Annotated in this window: 7 protein-coding genes and 1 pseudogene; 2 read left to right on the top strand and 6 right to left on the bottom strand. The window is 45.2% G+C overall.

All coding sequences use genetic code 11. The features are described from left to right. Positions 1-677: pseudogene (locus tag RDW05_RS06215) on the top strand (hypothetical protein); the annotation flags it as partial. 41 nt (positions 678-718) lie between these two features. Here the strand turns inward: RDW05_RS06215 and RDW05_RS06210 are convergent. After that, positions 719-1063, bottom strand: coding sequence for a hypothetical protein (locus tag RDW05_RS06210; protein WP_307978245.1), 345 nt, complete (start codon positions 1061-1063; stop codon positions 719-721). A gap of 60 nt (positions 1064-1123) precedes the next feature. Further along, positions 1124-2224 carry an adenosylcobinamide amidohydrolase gene (locus tag RDW05_RS06205; RefSeq protein WP_307978244.1) on the bottom strand — a complete coding sequence of 367 codons (1101 nt, stop codon included), beginning with the start codon at positions 2222-2224 and terminating at the stop codon, positions 1124-1126. A 385-nt stretch (positions 2225-2609) separates the two neighbouring features. Between RDW05_RS06205 and RDW05_RS06200 the strand changes: the two genes are divergently transcribed. Next, on the top strand, positions 2610-4283 hold the full coding sequence (locus RDW05_RS06200; RefSeq protein ID WP_307978243.1) for an AAA family ATPase: 1674 nt from the start codon (positions 2610-2612) through the stop codon (positions 4281-4283). 155 nt (positions 4284-4438) lie between these two features. On the opposite strand, the gene RDW05_RS06195 is transcribed toward RDW05_RS06200, so the two are convergent. The 4 genes from RDW05_RS06195 to RDW05_RS06180 all read right to left on the bottom strand — a co-directional run bounded on the left by RDW05_RS06195 (position 4439) and on the right by RDW05_RS06180 (position 19857). Then, entirely contained in the window at positions 4439-12664 is an 8226-nt protein-coding gene (locus RDW05_RS06195) for an autotransporter domain-containing protein (RefSeq protein WP_307978242.1), read from the bottom strand. A 177-nt stretch (positions 12665-12841) separates the two neighbouring features. After that, the gene (locus RDW05_RS06190) at positions 12842-13252 is read right to left on the bottom strand and encodes an OmpH family outer membrane protein (protein WP_307978240.1); all 411 of its coding nucleotides are present in this window, start codon (positions 13250-13252) and stop codon (positions 12842-12844) included. A gap of 14 nt (positions 13253-13266) precedes the next feature. Further along, on the bottom strand, positions 13267-13740 hold the full coding sequence (locus tag RDW05_RS06185) for a hypothetical protein (RefSeq protein ID WP_307978239.1): 474 nt from the start codon (positions 13738-13740) through the stop codon (positions 13267-13269). A gap of 111 nt (positions 13741-13851) precedes the next feature. Continuing rightward, positions 13852-19857: a TonB-dependent receptor domain-containing protein gene (locus tag RDW05_RS06180; RefSeq protein WP_307978238.1), complete on the bottom strand. Its 6006-nt coding sequence runs from the start codon at positions 19855-19857 to the stop codon at positions 13852-13854. Positions 19858-19974: the final 117 nt, after the last annotated feature.

Here is a 19974-nt window from a genome sequence, read left to right as displayed (position 1 = left end):
TGCGTGCGCTGGATATCAGCATCGCCAATATCAAAAAATATTTGGAGAACCGCAGCAAAGAAAATTTTCTGCAGCTGCTGCAGGAAAAAACAGCGGAATGTCAGGCCATTATCCGCAGTAATCAGGAAATCTGCGACACCATCGAGCGCATCAAGGACGATATGCATGTAAAGGAGCTTAACCCCTGCCGTCATCTTACTCTCAGCTGGCAAAATGACCGTCTCCTGCGCCTGACGCCGCTTGCGGAAAGTGATGACGGGAAAAGCCGCATTACTAAATTTGCCCGCCACGGACAGCGACGCGCACATCACAAGGGAGCACTGCCTAATCATGCAGGCTGGGTTTTAGACCAGGAAAGCTTTTTTAAAAAGCATGAATTTCAACGTTCACAGGCATATTTTTCCTGCGTTACCAGTGCAACCAAGCACAAGCAATCCATCAAAATGACGTTGCCTGCCGGTCTGTATCTGGAAATTATTTTTTCTGGTACCTTCTGCGAGAACGCTGAAAAACTTTCTAAGCGTATCGAACACTTTTTGCAGGCCAATGATTTGGAGCCTGTCGGCAATATCTATATTCTGCCCTTGGAAAACCATTGGTTCTCCTGTGACTGTGAGCAATACGTCAATAAAATCTTTTTGAAGGTTATAGACAAGAATATGCCCTCACTGACGTAAAAAGCTGCCGCATCGACTGATGCGACAGCTCTTTTTTGTGCTTATTTGTGGTGGCAGTGACCGCTGGTCTCGCCATTCATGATTTTGCGGAAAACCTCATGCGCTTCGTCTGCGCTCTTACCGCTTTCCAGTGCTTTTTTCATATGCACCATGGCAGTGCGATACTTAGCATGTGCTTCATCCTGCGGAATGGACTCAATGTCCATCGGGTTGAACTCCATTACCTTTTTGAAGATAGCATGGATTTCGTCGCTGGATTTACCTGCCTTTTTAGCAGCCTCTACGTGCTTCATAGCGCTTTCATAACGATGCTTGCCGTGCGGATCAGTCGGAATTTCAAATTTCGGATGCATATTATTCACCTCGCTTCCTTTGATTACAACCATAATATACACTATATTGCTGCTATAAGGTCAAGTGCATATTTATATTTTTCTCACCTGAAACTAGCTCTCTTTTGCAGTCTGATGCAAGCGTTGGGCGATAATTTTGTTAAACTGCTGCTGCCAGGAGGCCAGCATAGAAGCCAAAGTGCCTTCATTTATAATCTCAGCTTCAACATTATATTGTTCTGCAATAGCCTGCAGCAGCTTCTGCCCTGCCAGCTGCATTTCATTAGCGCTGATAAGCTCCCACAAATGCTGATCCAGAAGGTGTGCATACAACGAAGTATATACCAGCATTATATCTTCTTTAGCCAGCTTTTCGGCTGCCAGCAGATATTCCGGCTTCACTACTACTGCGTCCTGCGCGCTGTAGGACTGCCACATATCCCCCGCCTTGATGTCAAAACGCTTGAGGCGGCGGAAAACATCGTGCTGCTTCGCCGGAGTCAGTCCGGACTGCTTGGCGAGCGCTTTTTTAACTGCGTTCTTCACTGTCTTGCCGATAAGCTCGCCCAACTTGGAATGCTTACCCGCGCCCTCCATATACAGCTCGCTTTCGCTGTTGGCAATAATAATCGTCTGGTCTGTGCCGGAGCCGGTAGCGATACCATTAGAGTATTTACTGCCCTCCAGCAGCTCCTGAATGGCAGCAGTCTTGGCCTCGGTGCAGGTCACTAGGGCACGCGCCATTGTTCCAGCAGGCATATCGCAGTCCAAAAGCAGCATAATGTTGATTGTTCCGTACTTCGGCTTAGGCATAGGCTTATAGTAGTCAGCAGGGTCACCTGCGCGCCCGCCATTTGTTTCGATGCCACCGGTTACAATAGCAGTCACCGTCAGCTCCTTAAAACTCAATGTCTCTACCACAGCGTTTTCCATGCTTGCCGCCGTACCCATGCCGCTCACCTTGTCCGGGTCCAGCGACAGGCGCTTGGATACAAGGCGCATGTGCTCCACATAGGTATCCGCCAGCATTTCGCAGGGCATACCTGCTCCCTGCTTGGCATCATAATTATATACGGCAGTGTAATCATCATGGTAGCCGCCATTATAAAGCGAGGTGCTTAATACCTTGCGTTCTCCCTGAAAATAGATGACGATGCTTTTATCATAAAAGTAAACCTTATCGCCTGTTGATAGGTTGCATAAATGCTCCGACATAATCAGCCTCCTTGAATGTGTATAATATAGAAGATAGTTTACAGTATATAGTAGTAGTAGTGTCAAGTAATTCACTTAAATTTTCTAATTGTGAAATTGCTTTAGAGCTGTTAAAAGTTCGGAAAGTGCTGCATATAGTGCTTCTACTATCAAGATTTTTGTAGCAAATTACTTTAGCACGCTAAAAAATCTCGTTTTGTGTTAAAATAGACGTAGAAAAAATCTCGTTTTGTGTAGATTTTCGCTGTTAAAAAATCTCGTTTTGTGTTAATGCGTGCTCAGGAAAATTTTCTATCTACTACTAACAGCCTTGAAAAAATGCTATAATATAAGAAAATACGAATTACGATGTATATGCATAACGAACGAGAGGAGGCTATACTCCATGCAAAATAAATTACCTTTGCCTATCGGCGCATCGAATTACAAGCTCGTAAGCACGGAATACTATTATGTCGATAAAACGCTTCTGATTAAAGAGCTTCTCGACGAACGCGCTGTCATTACCCTCTTCACGCGCCCCAGACGTTTCGGCAAAACGCTGAATATGGACATGCTGCGCACATTCTTTGAAAAGACACCTGAAGATACCAGCAAATATTTCAAAGATAAAAAAATTTGGCAGGCAGGCGAAAAATACACAAGTCAGCAGGGAAAATATCCTATTATTTTTCTTTCTCTAAAGGACGTTAAATTTTCTAATTGGGAAATTGCTTTAGAGCTGTTAAAGGAAGTCATCAGAAATGAATATGCCAGACATCCAGAGCTAGAAAAAAGCACTGAACTCACTAAGGCTGACACAAACCTTTATCAAAAAATCGTCAATGACACTGCCTCTGATGCCAATTATCTTTTCAGTCTCGGCGCTCTCAGCAGAATGCTCCATGCACATCACAAGCTTGCGCCTATTATTATTATTGATGAATATGATACACCTATTCAGGAAGGCTATGTCAATAGCTATTATCAGCAGGTGGTTGAGTTTATCAGAATTCTTTTTTCCTCTGCACTCAAAGACAATCCCCATGTTACGTTGGCAGTTCTCACAGGCATTTTGCGCATCGCCAAAGAAAGTATTTTCAGCGGACTGAATAATATTCGTATATATTCAGTTCTTGATACTCAGTTCAGTAATTATTTCGGCTTTACTGCCGAAGAAGTACAGACTATGGCAGATTATTATCATGCTGTTGATAAGCTCCCAGAAATTCAACAATGGTACGATGGGTATAAGTTTGGCAATACGGAAATTTATAATCCTTGGTCTGTATTGTACTATTTCGGCAACAACTGTACAGCTCTACCCTATTGGGTGCAGACCTCTGGTAATGCAGTTATTCATGAGATATTGCAAAACCTCAACACCGATACCTGTGAAAGTTTAAGAGAATTATTAAATGGTATTACTTTAGACTCCATAATCAACACAAATATCATTTATCCTAATCTAAAGGACATGGAAAGTAACATTTTTAGCTTCCTGCTCATGACAGGCTATCTAAAATCCGTTAACACTACTATAGATGACCAAGGTACGTATATCTGCCAGCTTGCTATTCCCAATAAAGAGGTTCAAAGCGTTTATTGCAATGAAATACTCTCCCTATTAAGTAACCATATCGGAGAAAATATCGTCCACACGCTTAACCAAGCATTAGTCACTAAAAATACTGCTTCCCTCAAAATAGCTTTAAAAACATTTCTCATGGAATCCATAAGCTATTACGACGGTTTGAAGGAAAACTATTATCACGGTTTGCTTCTAGGCATGAGTATTATTTTTTCTTCTGATTATTACCTTCTCTCCAATCGTGAAAGCGGTGAAGGACGCTATGATATCCAGTTACAGCCTAAAACTGCTGCTATGCCAGGCATCATTATTGAAATCAAGGCTGCTAAGGATGCGACGGAAGAAAAGCTGAAAGCTTTGGCAGCTAACGCCTTAGCGCAGATTGAAAGCAAAAAATATGATACAGAGCTACGCAAGCAAAGCATCAAAACTATTTACAAATACGGCATTGCCTTCAGTGGCAAGAAAGTAGAAATCGCAACAAATTAAGCTTTAACAACAACAAAACAGCTCCGAAATGCACCCACGCATTCCGGAGCTGTTTTGCTTTATGAAAGTTTATGAGTTTATTTGGAGTGATGCTGCAGCGTTGCCATAGCAGCGCCGCAGCGGAGTATGAAAAAATGAGAGAGCTGAAATTAAGATTAGAACTCGAAGCGAAGACCTGCGTTCAGTTTCCACTTGCGTTCGAAGTTGCCGCCAAAGTCCTTAGCAATATCTGCATACAGATGTGCAGTCTTGCTGAAGTCATAGCTGCCACCAAGCTTCATTTCCATCCAGGTTTCTTCACCATTGAAGCTGGTGTGTTTTCTGTCGCCATCGTTTGCAAAGTAGCTTGCGCTGATGTCACCATTAAACTCATGCGCTGCGAACAGGCCTGCATACAAACGACCTTTTTCGCTCTTCATGCCTGCTTCAAAGCCCAGTCTGCCTACGAAGCTGCTATAGCTGTCCTGAGAAATCTGCATTTCAGCGCTGCCAGTAGATGCAGTGTAGTCCTTGGCGCCTACCTGAGACCAGGTCAGCTGTGCTTTCGGAGTGAAGTAGGTATCCTCATCACCGAAGGTCTTGCCATATTCCATAGTCAGGCCGTAAGCATTGGCTTTGTAATCGCCATGGAGCTTCATGCTGCGGATTTCGTTGTATACGTCATATTCGTTTTGAACACGGCCAACCTTCGCTGCTACACGGAAGTAAGCATTATTTTCATAGTTCTTCACGCCGTATACGCCCAGGCTGTACATCTGGTTGTCGCCATTGCCACCCAGCAGGTAGTTGGAATCGCCATTGCGGTAGTCAAACGCTACGCCAGTGTGCCAGCCGTTTGCTGCAGCCTTGTCATAGCCAACCTGTACACCATAGTAGGTGTTGCTGTCCTTCAAGCCGCTTACATCGGAGCTGGTCTTGCCGCCCAATGCTTTGGCGAACATACCGTCTTCATCAGCCAAGTCTGCACCGGTGTAGGTGTCCTGCATGTTGTCACGCCAGGTGTGCAGGGAAGTGGTTGCTGCGCTTCTTACGCCCTTCATGACAAAGGTTTCGTAATCGCCTTCGATAATCTGATTCCAGTTTACACTGTCCAGATCATATTGGCCCTTGCCGTTTTCATCCCAATGCAGAGTACCGATGTTTTGGGATTTGCTGGAAGCTGTCAGGCCACCAGCAATCTGTACCTTACCGGTCAGGTTCTCGCCGTTAGCCTCGTGATCGTTGTAGGTAACCTTCTGTGCCAATGCCTTCAAGGTTGCTTCTACAGAATTCTTGTCCTTCATGTTAATGCCGCTGTTGTCGGTGGACAGGATTACGCCGGAGCCTTTTGCTGCCTTGTCGATAATGGTATCGCCGGACTTGTAGTCGCTAACCTTATCGCCTGCACCCTCATGACTGTAGATGAAGGTTTCCCAACCGCTGTAATTAGCAATCTTGACGTCCTTAGTTCTCTTTTGCAGATTAATGAAACCGGTTTCAGCCTCTGTTTTGCCACCATTGAGTGTCAGGCCTTTTGCGGTAGCTGCCGGAGCCTTAGCCATTCTCATCAGGGACATACCTGAAGCTTCGTCCTCGTCATCAGTCAGGTTCCAGGTTGAACCGTTAGCAATGTTCATTACGATGCTGCTGTCAGCATCAACATTATAAGCGCCGGTCAGAGTGGAGTTCTTGTCGTTCAGGCTGATTTCAACATTGCCACCGTTGCTTGCAGTTACGTTACTTTCAATAGTGCCGGTTGCTTTACCGCTATCTACGGTAATGTTACCACCGTTGGCGTTGATATCACCCTTGATGTTCAGAGCGCTGTTGTTGGTGTTGATATCTACATTAGCGCCTTCGCCTGCATTGATTGCAGCATCAGTACCGCTGATAACAGTGCTGCCGTTCAGGGTTACATTGCCGTTTACTGCGTCGATACCTACTTTACCGCTGATATCAGTGCTGCCCTTAACATTAACATCTGCACCGTCAGCCTTGATGCCAGTTTCGCCCTTCAGCACCAGCTTAGCCTTGGTGGTGTCGATTACGATATCTTTATCGGTTGCACCAACTGCTGCGCCCTTTTCAACTTCGATAGAAGTCGGGTTCTTGGTGAAGACATAAGAGCCGTCTTCCTTCAGTACGCCTTCCTCTTTATATTTTTCGTCATTGCCGGTGATGCCCTGGTTGAACTTGTCAGCCTTCTGATCCTCAGGATAGGTCGGTGTCGGAGGTGTCGGAGGTTCAGGTTTAATATCTTCCTTCTTCAGGCTGCCTTTACCGTCTTCAGTGCTGAAAGCAATGTTGCCGGTCTGCATTGCTTTACTGCTTGCAGTCAGGCCATCAGCAATCTTCACAAAACCTGTCAGGTTCTTCTCACCGTTTACAAAGTTGCTGTAAGTCAGCTTGCCTGCCAGTGCGTTCAGTACGTTGTTAACGCTGTCCTTGTTGTCCATTGCAATACCGGTGTTGTCGGTAATCATGGATACTACAGAGCCTTCTGCCGCATGCTTAATAATGGTATCACCTGCTACGTAGTTTTCTGCTGCTTCGCCGTTGCCGGTGTGTGCATAGTAGATGTTGGTGTTGCCGCTATAGCTATCGATAGTCAGCGCGTTGCTGTCCTTTTGGAAGATATTGCCTGCTTTAGCATCGCTTACACCACCAACGAAGCTTGCAATTTCACTGCCAGTGAATCTGTATTTTTCCCACTCTTCATTACCATAGGTGTGACCATATTTTTCATTAGTCCAGGATGCACCGTTGGACAGAGTCAGATTAATGGAACCACCATAGCCATTTGCTTTTTCTTCATCAGTAAAGTGCTTATAAGCAACGCCGTTCCAAGCAGAATCTTCGGTAGTCAGCTTGAGGTTAACAACGGATTCTTTGCTGTCGCTGGCAAAAGTTTTATCCTGTCCCTGCTTGCCGAAGATGCCTGCATTACCTTTAAGAGTAACAGTTTTGCCCTCGTCACCTACATTAACGGTACCCAAAGCTGCACCAACAGCATGGTAAGCATAGCCCTTTTCATCGCTGTTATTCATAATTTCGATATCAGCTGCACCCAGAGTTACAGTAGCACCATCTGCTGCTACAGCACCAGAGCCGTGAGCTGCAATGGTAGTCTTGCCATCAACAACTACGCTGGCACCTGCACCGTGAGCGTTGATACCGGCAATGTTTCTCCAGGAGGATTCACCCAGAGTAGTAGTGTTTTTGCCATCGATAACGTTTTCAATAGCCCACTTGTCGCCGTCCTTAGCCATGGTCAGGTCTCCATGCAGCTTGATTTCGGCATTGCCGTTAGCGTTAACGCCATATACGTTATTATAGCCATGAGCTTTGATAACAGTATTGCCGTTAACAGTTACTGCAGCCTTCTCGCCGGTGCTGTTAACGTAAATAGCTGCTACGCTGCCTGCGCCGATCATCGGGTTGCCACTGCTCAATACACGGGAATAGGTATTGTTAATATCAATATCCAAAGTGCCTGCAGTAATTGTTGTTGTGCTGCCTGCAATGCTGTTATCGATGCCGCGCAGCGGAATTCTGTTATTCAGAATACCTGCATTCGGGTCAGGCGGAATAGTCTGGCTGTCCAGAGCTACTTTCAGCTTCAGAGTCTTATCCTCAGCCTTAATCACCAGATCCTTAACGTCCTTGCCATTTTGCACAGCAGCACCGCTGATGATAAAGCCAGTATCCCAGTTCGGATCCTTTTCCTTAAAGGTCATCTGGTTAATCTTAATGGTTGTATCTTCAGTAAATACATAGGAGCGGTCGTCTTGCTGTACGCTGCTATATGCACCCTGTTTCTCACCGCTGATAAAATCGGTGAAAATGTTCTTGGTATCACCCTCGTCAGGACCGGAACCATCCTCTTTAGTTCCACCCTTACCGGTATCCTTATTAAATTTAATGGTATCAGATTTTAAGGTTTGGCTGCTTGCAGTCAGGCCATCAGCAATTTTTGCATAACCGGTCAGATTTCTTTCGCCTTCAGTATAATTGCTATATGTAAGCTTGCCTGCCAAAGCATTCAACACATTAGCAACACTTTCCTCGTTGTCCATAGCAATACCGGTGTTATCGGTAATCAGGTTAACAACAGAACCATCTACAGCACCTGTAATAATGGTGTCGCCTGCTGCGTAGTTGCCAGATGCTTCGCCATTGCCTTCATGTGCATAGAAGATATTGGTGTTACCACGATAAAGATCAATGGTCAGGTTGTTGCTGTCCTTCTGGAAGATGTTACCTGCTGCTGCTTCGCTGTTACCGCCAATGAATTTAGCTACATGGCTTCCAGCAAAAGAATCGTTGGTTTTGCCCCATGCTTCATTGTTCCAGGTTGCATCGTTGGAAACATAAAGATTAATGATACCCTTATAAGGATTACCAGTTGTACCAAGGTCTTTAGAAAACGCAACACCGGTCCAGGAAGAATCCTTATCAGACAAGCCTATATTGATAACACTGTCTCGATCAGGATAGTCATAATTAGAGTTAGCCTTTTCGCTATAAGCAATTGCATTGCCTTTGATTACTGTAGTAGTTTTGCCGGCAGAAAGCTTGTTAGCCTTCATATTTACGTTGACATTACCGCCATCAGCCTTCAGTGCATAGTTTTCCTTGTTGTCGTCCTTAGCAATCTGAATATTACCGCCACCGACAGTAACGGTAGAACCGGTTCTGATAGCAGTCAGTGCATTACCATTTTTCAGGTTGATATCAACCTTACCATCTACGTTGATGACAGATGCTTTGCCACCCCAATCCTTTGCATCCTCGGCCCAAAGGCCATGGGTAGGACCAAAGCTGTCATTTGCCAGCTTAAGGTCACCGTGAATATCCACACGGCTGCCATTATTTTGCGCTAAAATGCCATAGGCAGGATTAGTTGCATCAGAATGAGCATGAACGGTGGTAGTAGCTGCTGTGATATCAACGTTGCCGTTCTTCACAACAAGGCCGGAACGGTCGTATGCTTCCACGGGTACACCGATTACAAGCTCACCGGCAGTAATTTTAGTTGTACCTGCAACATCATGATTAAATGCTGCAACAACTTCACTAAAGCTGCCCTTCTTAGCAGTCAAAACAAGCTTGTTATTGCCTGCTTCGATGGTAAGCGGTGCTTTTGCATCAACTGCGGAATTAGCGTCTGCTTTCACAGTAGTATCTGCAGCAAAAACGTACTTACCATCCTGGATATTGCCTGCATATTCAGTATCTGCTTCAATATCACCGGTCAGAGTAGTGGTGAATTCTGTTTTAGGCGGAATTACAGGTGCTTCAGGCTTAACATAGGTGCCCTTGCCATCTTCCTTATTGAAGGTGATGTCGCCAGTCTTCAAAGCAGCGCTGCTTGCAGTCAGACCGTCAGCAATCTTCACATAACCATGCAGATTGTTTTCATCGGTGGTGAAATTGCTGTAGGTCAGCTTGCCAGCCAAGGCATTCAGCACGTTTGTAACGCTGTCTTCGCTGTCCATGCTGACACCAGTGTTATCGGTAATCAATGTTACGGCAGCATCTTTTTCTGCATGCTTGATAATGGTGTCGCCTGCTGCGTAGTCGTCAGCTGCTTCACCGTTGCCGTTGTGTGCGTAGAAGATATTGGTATTGCCGCTGTAATTGTCGATGGTCAGCGTTCTTCTATCATTTTGGAAGATATTGCCTGCTTTAGCATCACTTGCACCACCAGTAAAGTTGGTTACATGGCTGCCCATGAAAGGAGTCTTATATTTATCATCCTTAAAGAACTTCAATTTTCCATAAAGCTCATTAGTCCAAGTTGCACCATTCTGCAGCCACAAGTTGTTTTCACCGGTAAAGTGCTTGCTTACGCTTCCGCCCTCATCTGCTTCAGTATCAATACCAGTTGTGCCATCTTCTCTGTCGAAACCGTTAACTATGGCACCCTGCAAAGAGGATTTTTCTGTATCAAGTGCCAGATTAACTCTGGTCATTGTACCATTTTTATCAATGCTATTGACTGCACCAACGCTGGCAGCTACGTTGCCTTTGATTACAACATCGTTACCCAGGCCGCCAGTAGCATTGCCTGCAGCATCCAGCTTAACGTTCATGTTAGCAGTAGAGTCCTCAGCACGGATAGCTGCATAACCATTGCTCTTAGCAGCCTTTGCATCAAGAATAATCTTACCGCCACCGTTAACTGTAACAACAGCACCGCCAATGTTAGCAAACAGTCCCTGTGCAGTACCGCTCAGGTCAACATTACCATTGACAGTAAGCGTGCCTGCCTTATAGCCTTCGTTTTGCTCGCCGGTTGCACCGGAAGCATACAGATGTGATGCGCCGTAATAGGCATTAACACCATCACCTGCATCAATTGCAGAGGTAACGTTACCGTTAATCACTATATCAGCCTGGTATGTGTAAGCACCCAAAGTATAGGCGCCGCCAACGTCTGCACTTATATCATGGGTTGCTTTCATGTTCAGGTTGCCATTAAGAGTAACGGAACCGCGCTCACCATTGGAGCTGCCGTTAACATGAATCGCATCAGCTCTGCCCTTATTGTTAGTAATATCAACATGCAGATTTTCTGCGTTGATAACAACATTTTTACCTGCATCCTGTACAAGGCCATAGCTATTTTCATTTGAGCCATTAACCTTCAGCTTCAGGTCTTTGACAGCTTCAATAGTCAAATCACGCTCAGCAGTAATCGCACCTGCATTGTTCTCAGGACTTGCCAGAGTAATCGTTGAATCATTGCTGAAGGTATAAGCGCCATCGCCGTTAATATTACCTGCGTACTCAGTATCTTTATCCTTATCGCCAGTCAAGGTAGTGGTAAACTCTGTCTTAGAGGGAACGATAGGATTTTCGTCGGATTTTGCATAGGTGCCCTTGCCATCTGCCTTATTGAAGGCGATGTCGCCAGTCTGAATAGCAGCACTACCTGCAGTCAGACCGCTGGCAATCTTTACATAACCCTTCAGGTTTTCTTCATCCTTGGTAAAGTTGCTGTAGGTCAGCTTGCCTGCTAAAGCATTCAGCACGTTAGCTACGCTGTCAGCATTACCCATGGCAACACCGGTATTATCAGTAATCAGGGATACTACAGAGCCTGCTGCCGCACTGTTGATAACAGTGTCGCCTGCTGCGTAGTTATTAGTTGCTTCGCCATTGCCGGTATGTGCATAGAAGATGTTGGTATTACCGCTGTAATTACCAATAGTCAGCGTTTTCTTATCATTTTGGAAGATGTTGCCAGCCTTTGCATCACTTGCACCACCAACAAAGTTAGTTACATAACTTCCTTGGAAATTTCTATCAGTCTTGCCCCACTTCTCATTGTTCCAGGTTGCACCGTTTTGCAGCCACAGGTTCGCACTGCCTGTAAAGGTCAGCTCATTGGAAGTACCGGCAGTTACACCATTTTTGCCATATTGGTTATACACAACACCAGTAAGGCTGGATTTATCAGTAGTCAAAGCAAGGTTCAGCTCACTCTTGGTGCCATGAATATCAGCAGCATTTACTGCGCCAGTATGCAGTCCCACGTTACCCTTGATATTTACATCATTGCTATCCGCACCAATAACATTGCCATCCTCATCTTTAAGAACGTTCATATTGACAACGCCGTCCATTGCATAGATAGCAGCGTAATCAAGAGTCTGATTCTTGTTAATAGTAATATTGCCGCCCTTAACATTAACTACAGCGCCACCGCTGTTAGCTACAATACCATTGGCATTGCCCTGGAAGTCAACATTACCGTTAACGGTAATAGTGCCGCCCTTGGTTGATTTCATGCTGCTTGTAGCATAAAGGCCGCTGGCACCATAAATGTCAGTACCACCTTCATGGCCTTCGATATTCAGCTTTACATCGCCATTAACAACAACGTTGCCTCTGTTATAAATACCAATAGTATTAGTTGTACCATCAGCGGTAATATCCATATTACCATCAACAGTCAGCTTAGCATTTAAATTAGTAATTCTTACACCCTGCAAGCCGTCAGAATTAAGCGTAACACCGCTCTTATTGGTCAGGTTCATTTTTACGGTATTAGCCTTAACAGACAAGGTATTAGCATCATCAATTTTAATACCCGCGCCGTTAATCGTTGCATCCTTAATATTAAAGGTCAGTGTTTTACCAGATGCATCTATTTTTGCGTCATTCATCAGCTCAACGCCATATTGTTTATGAGTGATTTGAGTATCCTTGGTAAATTTATATACTCCGTTATCATCAATTATATCTAGATAGGCAAAATCGAAATCCGAATCACCGGTAATAGTACTAGTGTAATTAGCAGTTTCCTCTGCAAAAACAGTACCGCCGCCTAAAATTGTCGCGGCAACGGCAAGTGCCAGGCAAGCATTTTTCTTTTTACTACTTAGCTTCAGCATATACTCCTCCTTCTAAATCTGTCAGGAAAAAGCAGAAACATCATTTGCTTCTGCTCTCCCCCACTGTACAAAGCACAGCTTTGTACAGCTCATTCATTAATCAAACAGGCTGCTGCTCATCAAAGCAGCCTGCGTTTTCTCAACAAAAGAATTCAATTTGTCATTAAGACGCTGCTTTCATTTCAACGCTTTAATAACCTCGTCAGTCAGGTCCTTGCCGCCTGCTACCATAGCATTCATATTCACAACGCTGTCAATGTTGTTTGCTTTAGCTACGTCTAAAATGGTCTTGTTAATTTTCTTTTGTACAGGAGCCATCTTCTTCTGTTCAAAGTCAGCCAGCTGCTGGTTAAGCTTTTGTGCCAAAGCCTGTTTATCTGCATCGCTCATGTTAACAGATTGTTTGTTGAACTCTTCCTGCAGACGAGTTTTTTCCTGTGCTACGGATTTAGCAATCTCAGTAATACCGGGATAGCTGTTCAAAATTGCATTAACGTTAACAACGCCGACAGGTGCAGCAAAAGCACTTGCGCTGATACCCAAAGCCATAACAGCGCTCATCAGTAAAGTCATAAGTTTCTTTTTCATTTCTGCCACTCTCCTTATTTAGCCCAAACAGCTTCCATGATGTTGGCGTATTGTGCTTCCATAAATTTTACTGCTTCGCCCATGATTGCATTTACCAATGCCGGGTTGAAGGTGGTGTTTTCAGCAGTAATGCAAGCATTCAGCATGAAGTCGCCTCTCTCAGAAACGGTGAATTTGAACGGACGAACGTTGTTGTTCATGTTGTTGATAGCACCGGCAAGTGCTTTCAGTTTTTCATCGTCGATTACCTGCGGAGCAATTTGTACCTGCAGCAGCATGTAAACGCTGTCATCCATCAGCAGTGCCATCGGCAGCAGTTGGCCTTTTACTTCCATGCGGCTACGGAAGATAGTGGTGTGATGCTCGTCTTCCATTTTTTGAATATCGAAGCATTCGATTTTATTGTCAGCCAGGAACTGAGTCATTTTCTCAATTTTGTTTTCCATTTCAGTTACTTTAGTTTCTTCTTTTTCAGTAGTTTTTGCCATGATAAAATCTCCTTTGCATCATCAAAAATAATTCTTACATTTTATATAATACGGATTATATAATACGGAGCAGAGCGTTCTGCTCCGTATATAACATGATTAACTCATAGCTTAGAAGGTGTACTGCATACCAAGTACGAAGCTTCTTCCCGGCATGGAATACCAGCCCGCACCCTCGCGCCAAATAGCGTCAGTATGCTCAGCCCACAGCTTGTTGAAGACGTTATCCACCTTGAGGTAGAACTTGGTCTGCTTATCAGCAGTGTAGTTAAGAGACAGGTTGTAAATACCATACTTATCGGAAGGCCAACCCTTAACGCCCGGCTTCAGGCCCTTGGTATCACGAATGAAGTAGAAGCCGTCGAAGGCAGCACCGAATTTGTCCTTATCATAGTACAGGCCAAAGGTTGCTTTATCCTTCGGTGCATAACCCATGGTAAAGTTATCAGCCTCGTTAAAGAACAGGTGTGCCCAGCCAAATTTGAACATCAATGTATCGCTCAGGCGTGCATTGTACTGAACATTCCAACCACGGGATACACCGTCGCGGCTGTTCTGATACTGACCGTAGGTCGGGTCATTCTCATCGGTAGTATCACTCAATTTCATACCAACTGCAGATTTAGTTTCAAACCAGTTGAACATTACATAGTTATCCGGATTGAATTTGTGGTTGTAACCAATGGTAGTAGTGCGACCTTCAGAAGGCTTCAAATCTGTATTACCATATTTGTTATATTTATTGCCATAAAGTTGAGTTAAGCTCGGCATAATGTAGAAATCACTACGACCTGCGTACAGAGTATCGTTTTCAGTAATATCCCAACCAAGCTTGTAGCTGATGGAATTATGGCTGTCAAAACTTTCCGGACGGTCATGACGGATACCGCCGGACAATGTCAGATGGGGCAGGATTTCCCAATCGCCCTGCAGGAAGAGGGAGGTATTGGTAGCATCCTGGTGGACATCGTTGTCCTTGCCCTTGCTGTATTCAATGCCGCCGTACATGGAATAACGATCAGTCTGATATCGGAAGTTATCACTGAACAGCTTGTATTCCTGGTTACCGGTAATAGGCTTGATCATACTAGGATCCTCGCCACCCGGTTTAGCCCAGGAATGTTTCTCCTTCGTTGTACGGTACAGCAGGGTATTGCTCCAGGCATCATTAATCTGCCAATCATGCTTCAAAGTAACGCTGTCGCTATCATAAGAGCCTATATAATGGCCACCATAAATAAGGTCGATACCGGAATAATGGGAATCGATGGTTTCATAGTTAACGGTCAGCTTATTAGCATCGTTAAATCTATATTCGAATTTAGCACCGGAGCTCTTGGTATTATTCTGACCAGGCCATACCTTGCCGCTACCATCCTTGGTAGAACCGGAAATTGATCTGTCATGATAAATATTGTAGCTGACCTTGTTCTTGGCAGCCTGGGTATTGAAGTTATAAGCCTCTTTACCGAAGTTGCCGCGGGAAATATCAATTACAGTCTTGGCTTCGGTTGGTTTACGGGTGATGATGTTAATAACACCGCCCTTAGCACCGCTGCCATACATGGTTGCCGCACTGCCGCGCAGCACTTCCACGCGCTCAATGTTATCCATGTTGTTCATGAGTGCTGCAAACATATAACCGCTGCTGCCGGAGCCCTTGAAGTCATTAACTCTTACACCATCGACAAGGATAACTACGTCTTTACTGCCATTCAGGCGGATGCCGCTCAGATTAGCATTCAGGCCATTAGCGCCATAATTCAGGAATTGTGCACCAGGAACAGTACGCAGAGCTTCCTCTACGTTTTCCATATGCATCTTTTCGATTTCCTCACGGCCAACAACGCTCATGTCTGCTTTGGCCTTCAGGATGGATTCTTCTGCACGGGAAGCAGTAACAACAATCGGTGCCAGCTCGAAGCTCATTTCATCGAAATCAGCTGCTGTCGGCTCAGGTGCAGCATAGGTGGTTACAGTTTCCACATAAGTAGGCTCAGAATGCTCTACCACAGTAGTTGTTTCTGCTGCAGGAGCTTCTTCTACAGCAGTTTCTTGCGCAGCTACAGTCTCGTGCGCGTTCTCTGCTGCAGGCTGAGCATTGAGAGTATGCTCTTCTTCAGCAATACTTGGCATTGCTTCAGTCTTCACGTTAGCAGCAGCATTTTCCTGAACTGTTGCGCCCTCGCCCGCAAGGAACTGCTCAGCTTCAGCCTTGCCGCTGATTTCCTGAGCTTGCTTCGGCAAACGGTCCAGTGCAAAGCGCAGGCCGCCGCTGAACTTCCAGTCATGCTCGTAATCTGCGCCATAAGTGCGTGATACATCGAAATATGCGCTTGCATTAGGCTTAATGTTCAAGGTAGTGCCCAGGCTCATTTCTGCCCAGGTGCCCTTGGTCTCTACAGAGGTGGTCTTGCTGCCGCCGTCCTCTGCGCTATAGTTGCCGGTAATATCACCGGAGAATTCATGTGCCAGACCAAAGCGAGCATATACAGAACCCATACGACCGGTTTTGCCCAGCTCTAATCCCAGACGACCAACAAGGCTGTTGTAGCCTTCCTGGTTAACGTTCAGCACTTCGCCGCCATCGGTAGCAGCAGCAAAGTTTCTGCCTCCCAGCTGTGCCCAGGTCAATTGTACCTGCGGCTCCAGATAGCTCTTATCGGTTCCCAGACGTTTTGCCAGACTTGCGGTTGCACTGTAGCCACGGTTTCTGTAAATACCGCTCAGCTCAGTGCCAATGCCGTTGTGTACGCTGAACTCGCTGCGTACACTGCCTGCCTTAGCTGCGAAATCCATATGAGCGCCCTTGCCCAAGTCCTTAGAAGCATACAGGCCAACGCTGTACAGCTTGTTATCGCCACTGTTGCCGCCAATAACACCGAAATCATCATCAGTGTAATTGTAGCTGGAGCTACTCTTCTGGTAATCAATAGCAGCGCCCAGAATCCAGCCATTGTCATACATTCGGTCATAGCCAACCTGTGCACCCCAATAGTTGTTGCTCAAATCAACTGCATTTGCATTGTAGCTATCCTTGCCACCGAAGGTCTTAGCCCAGATGCCATCGCTTTCCATATGTGCACGCAGCATATCGCCACGATAAATTACGTTTGCTGCATTATCACGCCAGGAAAGCATAGCGCTGGTGGTTGCCGCTCTTGCACCCTTCATCAGAGCGGTTTCGTAATCGCCGGTAATATTAACACCGCTGCCGCCGACAAAGCTGCCTACACCGCCATTGTTGCTGTCAAATTTCATATCGCCAAGCCAACGGGAAACGCTGGAAGCGGTCAGGCCGGAGCTAATCATAGTCTTACCGGTCAGGTTTTCATCAACACCTGCATTGCTATAGTAAATTTTTTGTGCCAATGCCTTGAAGGCTGCTTCAACAGCATCCTGGTCATTAGTCTTGATGTTTTTGCTATTTGTTGCCGCAATCAGCATAGAACCTTCATCTGCTTTTTCAACAGTGAAATTGCCGCCCTTGTAATCACTTACATCAGTGCCTGCATTATCATGGTCATAGCTTACGATATGAGTACCGCCGAAGCTGCCTACGGTAACTGCACCGGCATCAGGTGCCATGCTGATAAAGCCGTTAACAGGGATTTCTACTTCCTCGTTATTGCCGCCGTTCGGGTTGATATATTTAATAGTCTTAACAACACCCTTGCCGCCTTTTAAGGTATTAACCAAGGTTGCATCTGTACCGGTATTATTCCAGGTACCGCCGGAAAGAGTCAGGTTAAGCTCAGCATCAGCGTTCTTATGAGCGCCGGTCCATACAGCACCATCAGCAACGGTCAAATTAACTTTACCGTCGTCCCCAACAGCTGCAGTTGCCACATCACCGGCTTTTACAATGCTACCGTTGAATTTTTGTGCATAGCCGGCAACTGTCAGGTCAATTGTGCCTCCATTAGCAACAGCAAGATTGCCTTCCAGGGAGCCGGTCTTATAGTTGCCGTCGCTATCCAGGTTATCCTTATTGATGCTGACTACGGAGCCATCACTGATAACACTGCCCTTAATCACACCATTGCCCAGGGTAACCTCAGCGCCGTTGGTTGCTTTAATTGCATTCTTCGCTGCCGGATTATTGGGTTTATCCTCATTGTTGATATTGGTCATGCCCAGGCTTATTACCTTGCCGCCATCAGCAACAATAGCATCCTCCTTTGCAGAGATGTATAAGGTACGGGCAGCAATATCTACATTTTTACCGTTAGTAACAATACCATGCTTAGCATTTAAGGTCAAAGCTGCATCTTCAGCATTAATTTTAATATTTGCAGCGGCATCAATAGCAGTGCCATCCTCCACGTCAATAGTGGTAGACTTGGTAAAGTTATAGGAACCATCATTTTGACGGATATTAGCAGCAGTATACTCGCTATCAGAAGTAGTACCTGTCAGTCCACTGGTAATTTCAGTGGAATTCTGCTCACCCTCCTGCGGCTTAACGTAACCGCCAACACCGGTTTCTTCGTCAAATTTGATGAAGCCTTTGACATCAGCAGTGATGCTGGAAGCAGTAAGACCGGAAGCAATGATAACGTTACCATTAAGATTTCTTTCACCGCCGTTGTCTTTCGCATAGGCTTCATAGGTCAGCTTGCTTGCCAAGGAATTGAGCACTGCAGCAACCTCATCACCATCGCTGAGGTTGATACCATTGTTACCGGTTGCCAATGTAATATTGGAGCCGCCAGCAGCGTGTTTAATAGTCACATCGCCGCCGATGAAGTCATCCTTTACAGTACCTTTATTATTATGCTTGTAAACGATAGTATTAGAACCACTGTAATCAGCAATATTCAGTTTAACATCGCTGTTTTGATAAATATAACCGCTGTTAGCAGCTTTTTTGCCGCCAACCAGCTTATTAACATAGGATACGCCATCAAAGTTATCATAGCTCGGCTTACTGTAAGCAGGCATATGGCTATAATCCAGGCCATCTACCCTGGAGGTAGCCTCATGAATCCATTGTGCGCCATTGCTCAGCCAAACATTAACCTCACCTGCCTGGGTTTTACCTGCGTTATCAATAACACCCTTCCAGGATGATTCCTTGGTTACCAGACCGATGTTAACACGGCCATCCTGATATACGTCAGGCTTATCGGTACGCTCGGAGCGCTTCAGGGAAATTACGTTACCGATAAGGTTGGTGGTATTGCCCTCAACTGCCTCCAGATTTTCGTTATCGATAGAGCTTTTATCCTGGTTTTTATTGGTATCAACAACGTTGATATTGATTGTACCGCCATACGCAGCCAGAGAATAATATGCTTCCTTAAAGCTGCCATCCTCTTTTCTTTCATCAGAAGGGGTTTCAATTTTAATAGAATTGCCCACCAGGTTAATAGATGCGAGATTGTAAGGATGTACGTCCTTCATCGAATTGTAAGCACCTACATTGACAGCAGTACCGCGTACAGCAACGTCTACATTGCCATAAACGGTAATGTCGCCCATAGTATAGCCAACGCTGAAGGCACTCGGTTGCCAGCGTGCGCCAGTATAGTTAACATCTGTAGGATCCATAGAGGTTGCACCACCAGGACCGATGTTGCCATGAACGTTTTTAGTGATAATGCCCCATGGATTAGAAGGATCATCCTTGCGCATTTTTACGTTACCGTTAATAACAAGGTTAGCACCATTGCCAACTGTCACACCCACAGAGGCATAATCAGATGTTGCAGTGATATCCAGGTTACTGTTAATAATAGTGTTGCCGCCAGCTGCAATGCCGTTGACACCGGCCCAGGGATTCCACAGGTTATTGGATTGGTAAATGTGCAGTGTCCCGCCCACGTTATTATAGACATAGCTATATTTATTGGAGTTAGAAACAGCATCATCGTTCTTTACAGTAAAGGTATGGTCCTTACCTTTGAAATCATAGGTAATAGTGTTAGCAGCTTTATCCAGCTTTACTGTGTTGCCATCATTTTCCAGGATGTCACTATCATCGTAAAAATCGCCGGTAAGCGGTTCATTGTATTCTGCAGCCCAAACAGGCAGTGCAGTAAAGCATGATGTACAAACTGACATCATAATGCCGGCAGTAAGTAACTGCCATTTTTTTGATTGATTTTTCCTCATACTCTCACTCCTTACAACATCGTTGCTAAAAAAAATTTTAAAATTCTTTTAATGGCAAAAAACAAAAAAAGATTAGACCACACTAAAACAAAAGGATAGTTGCATAAACTAAATGCT

Origin of the sequence: uncultured Phascolarctobacterium sp. (assembly GCF_902463975.1) — a bacterium.
Lineage (GTDB): Bacteria > Bacillota > Negativicutes > Acidaminococcales > Acidaminococcaceae > Phascolarctobacterium_A.
This window is presented reverse-complemented; position numbering and strand designations above follow the sequence as displayed.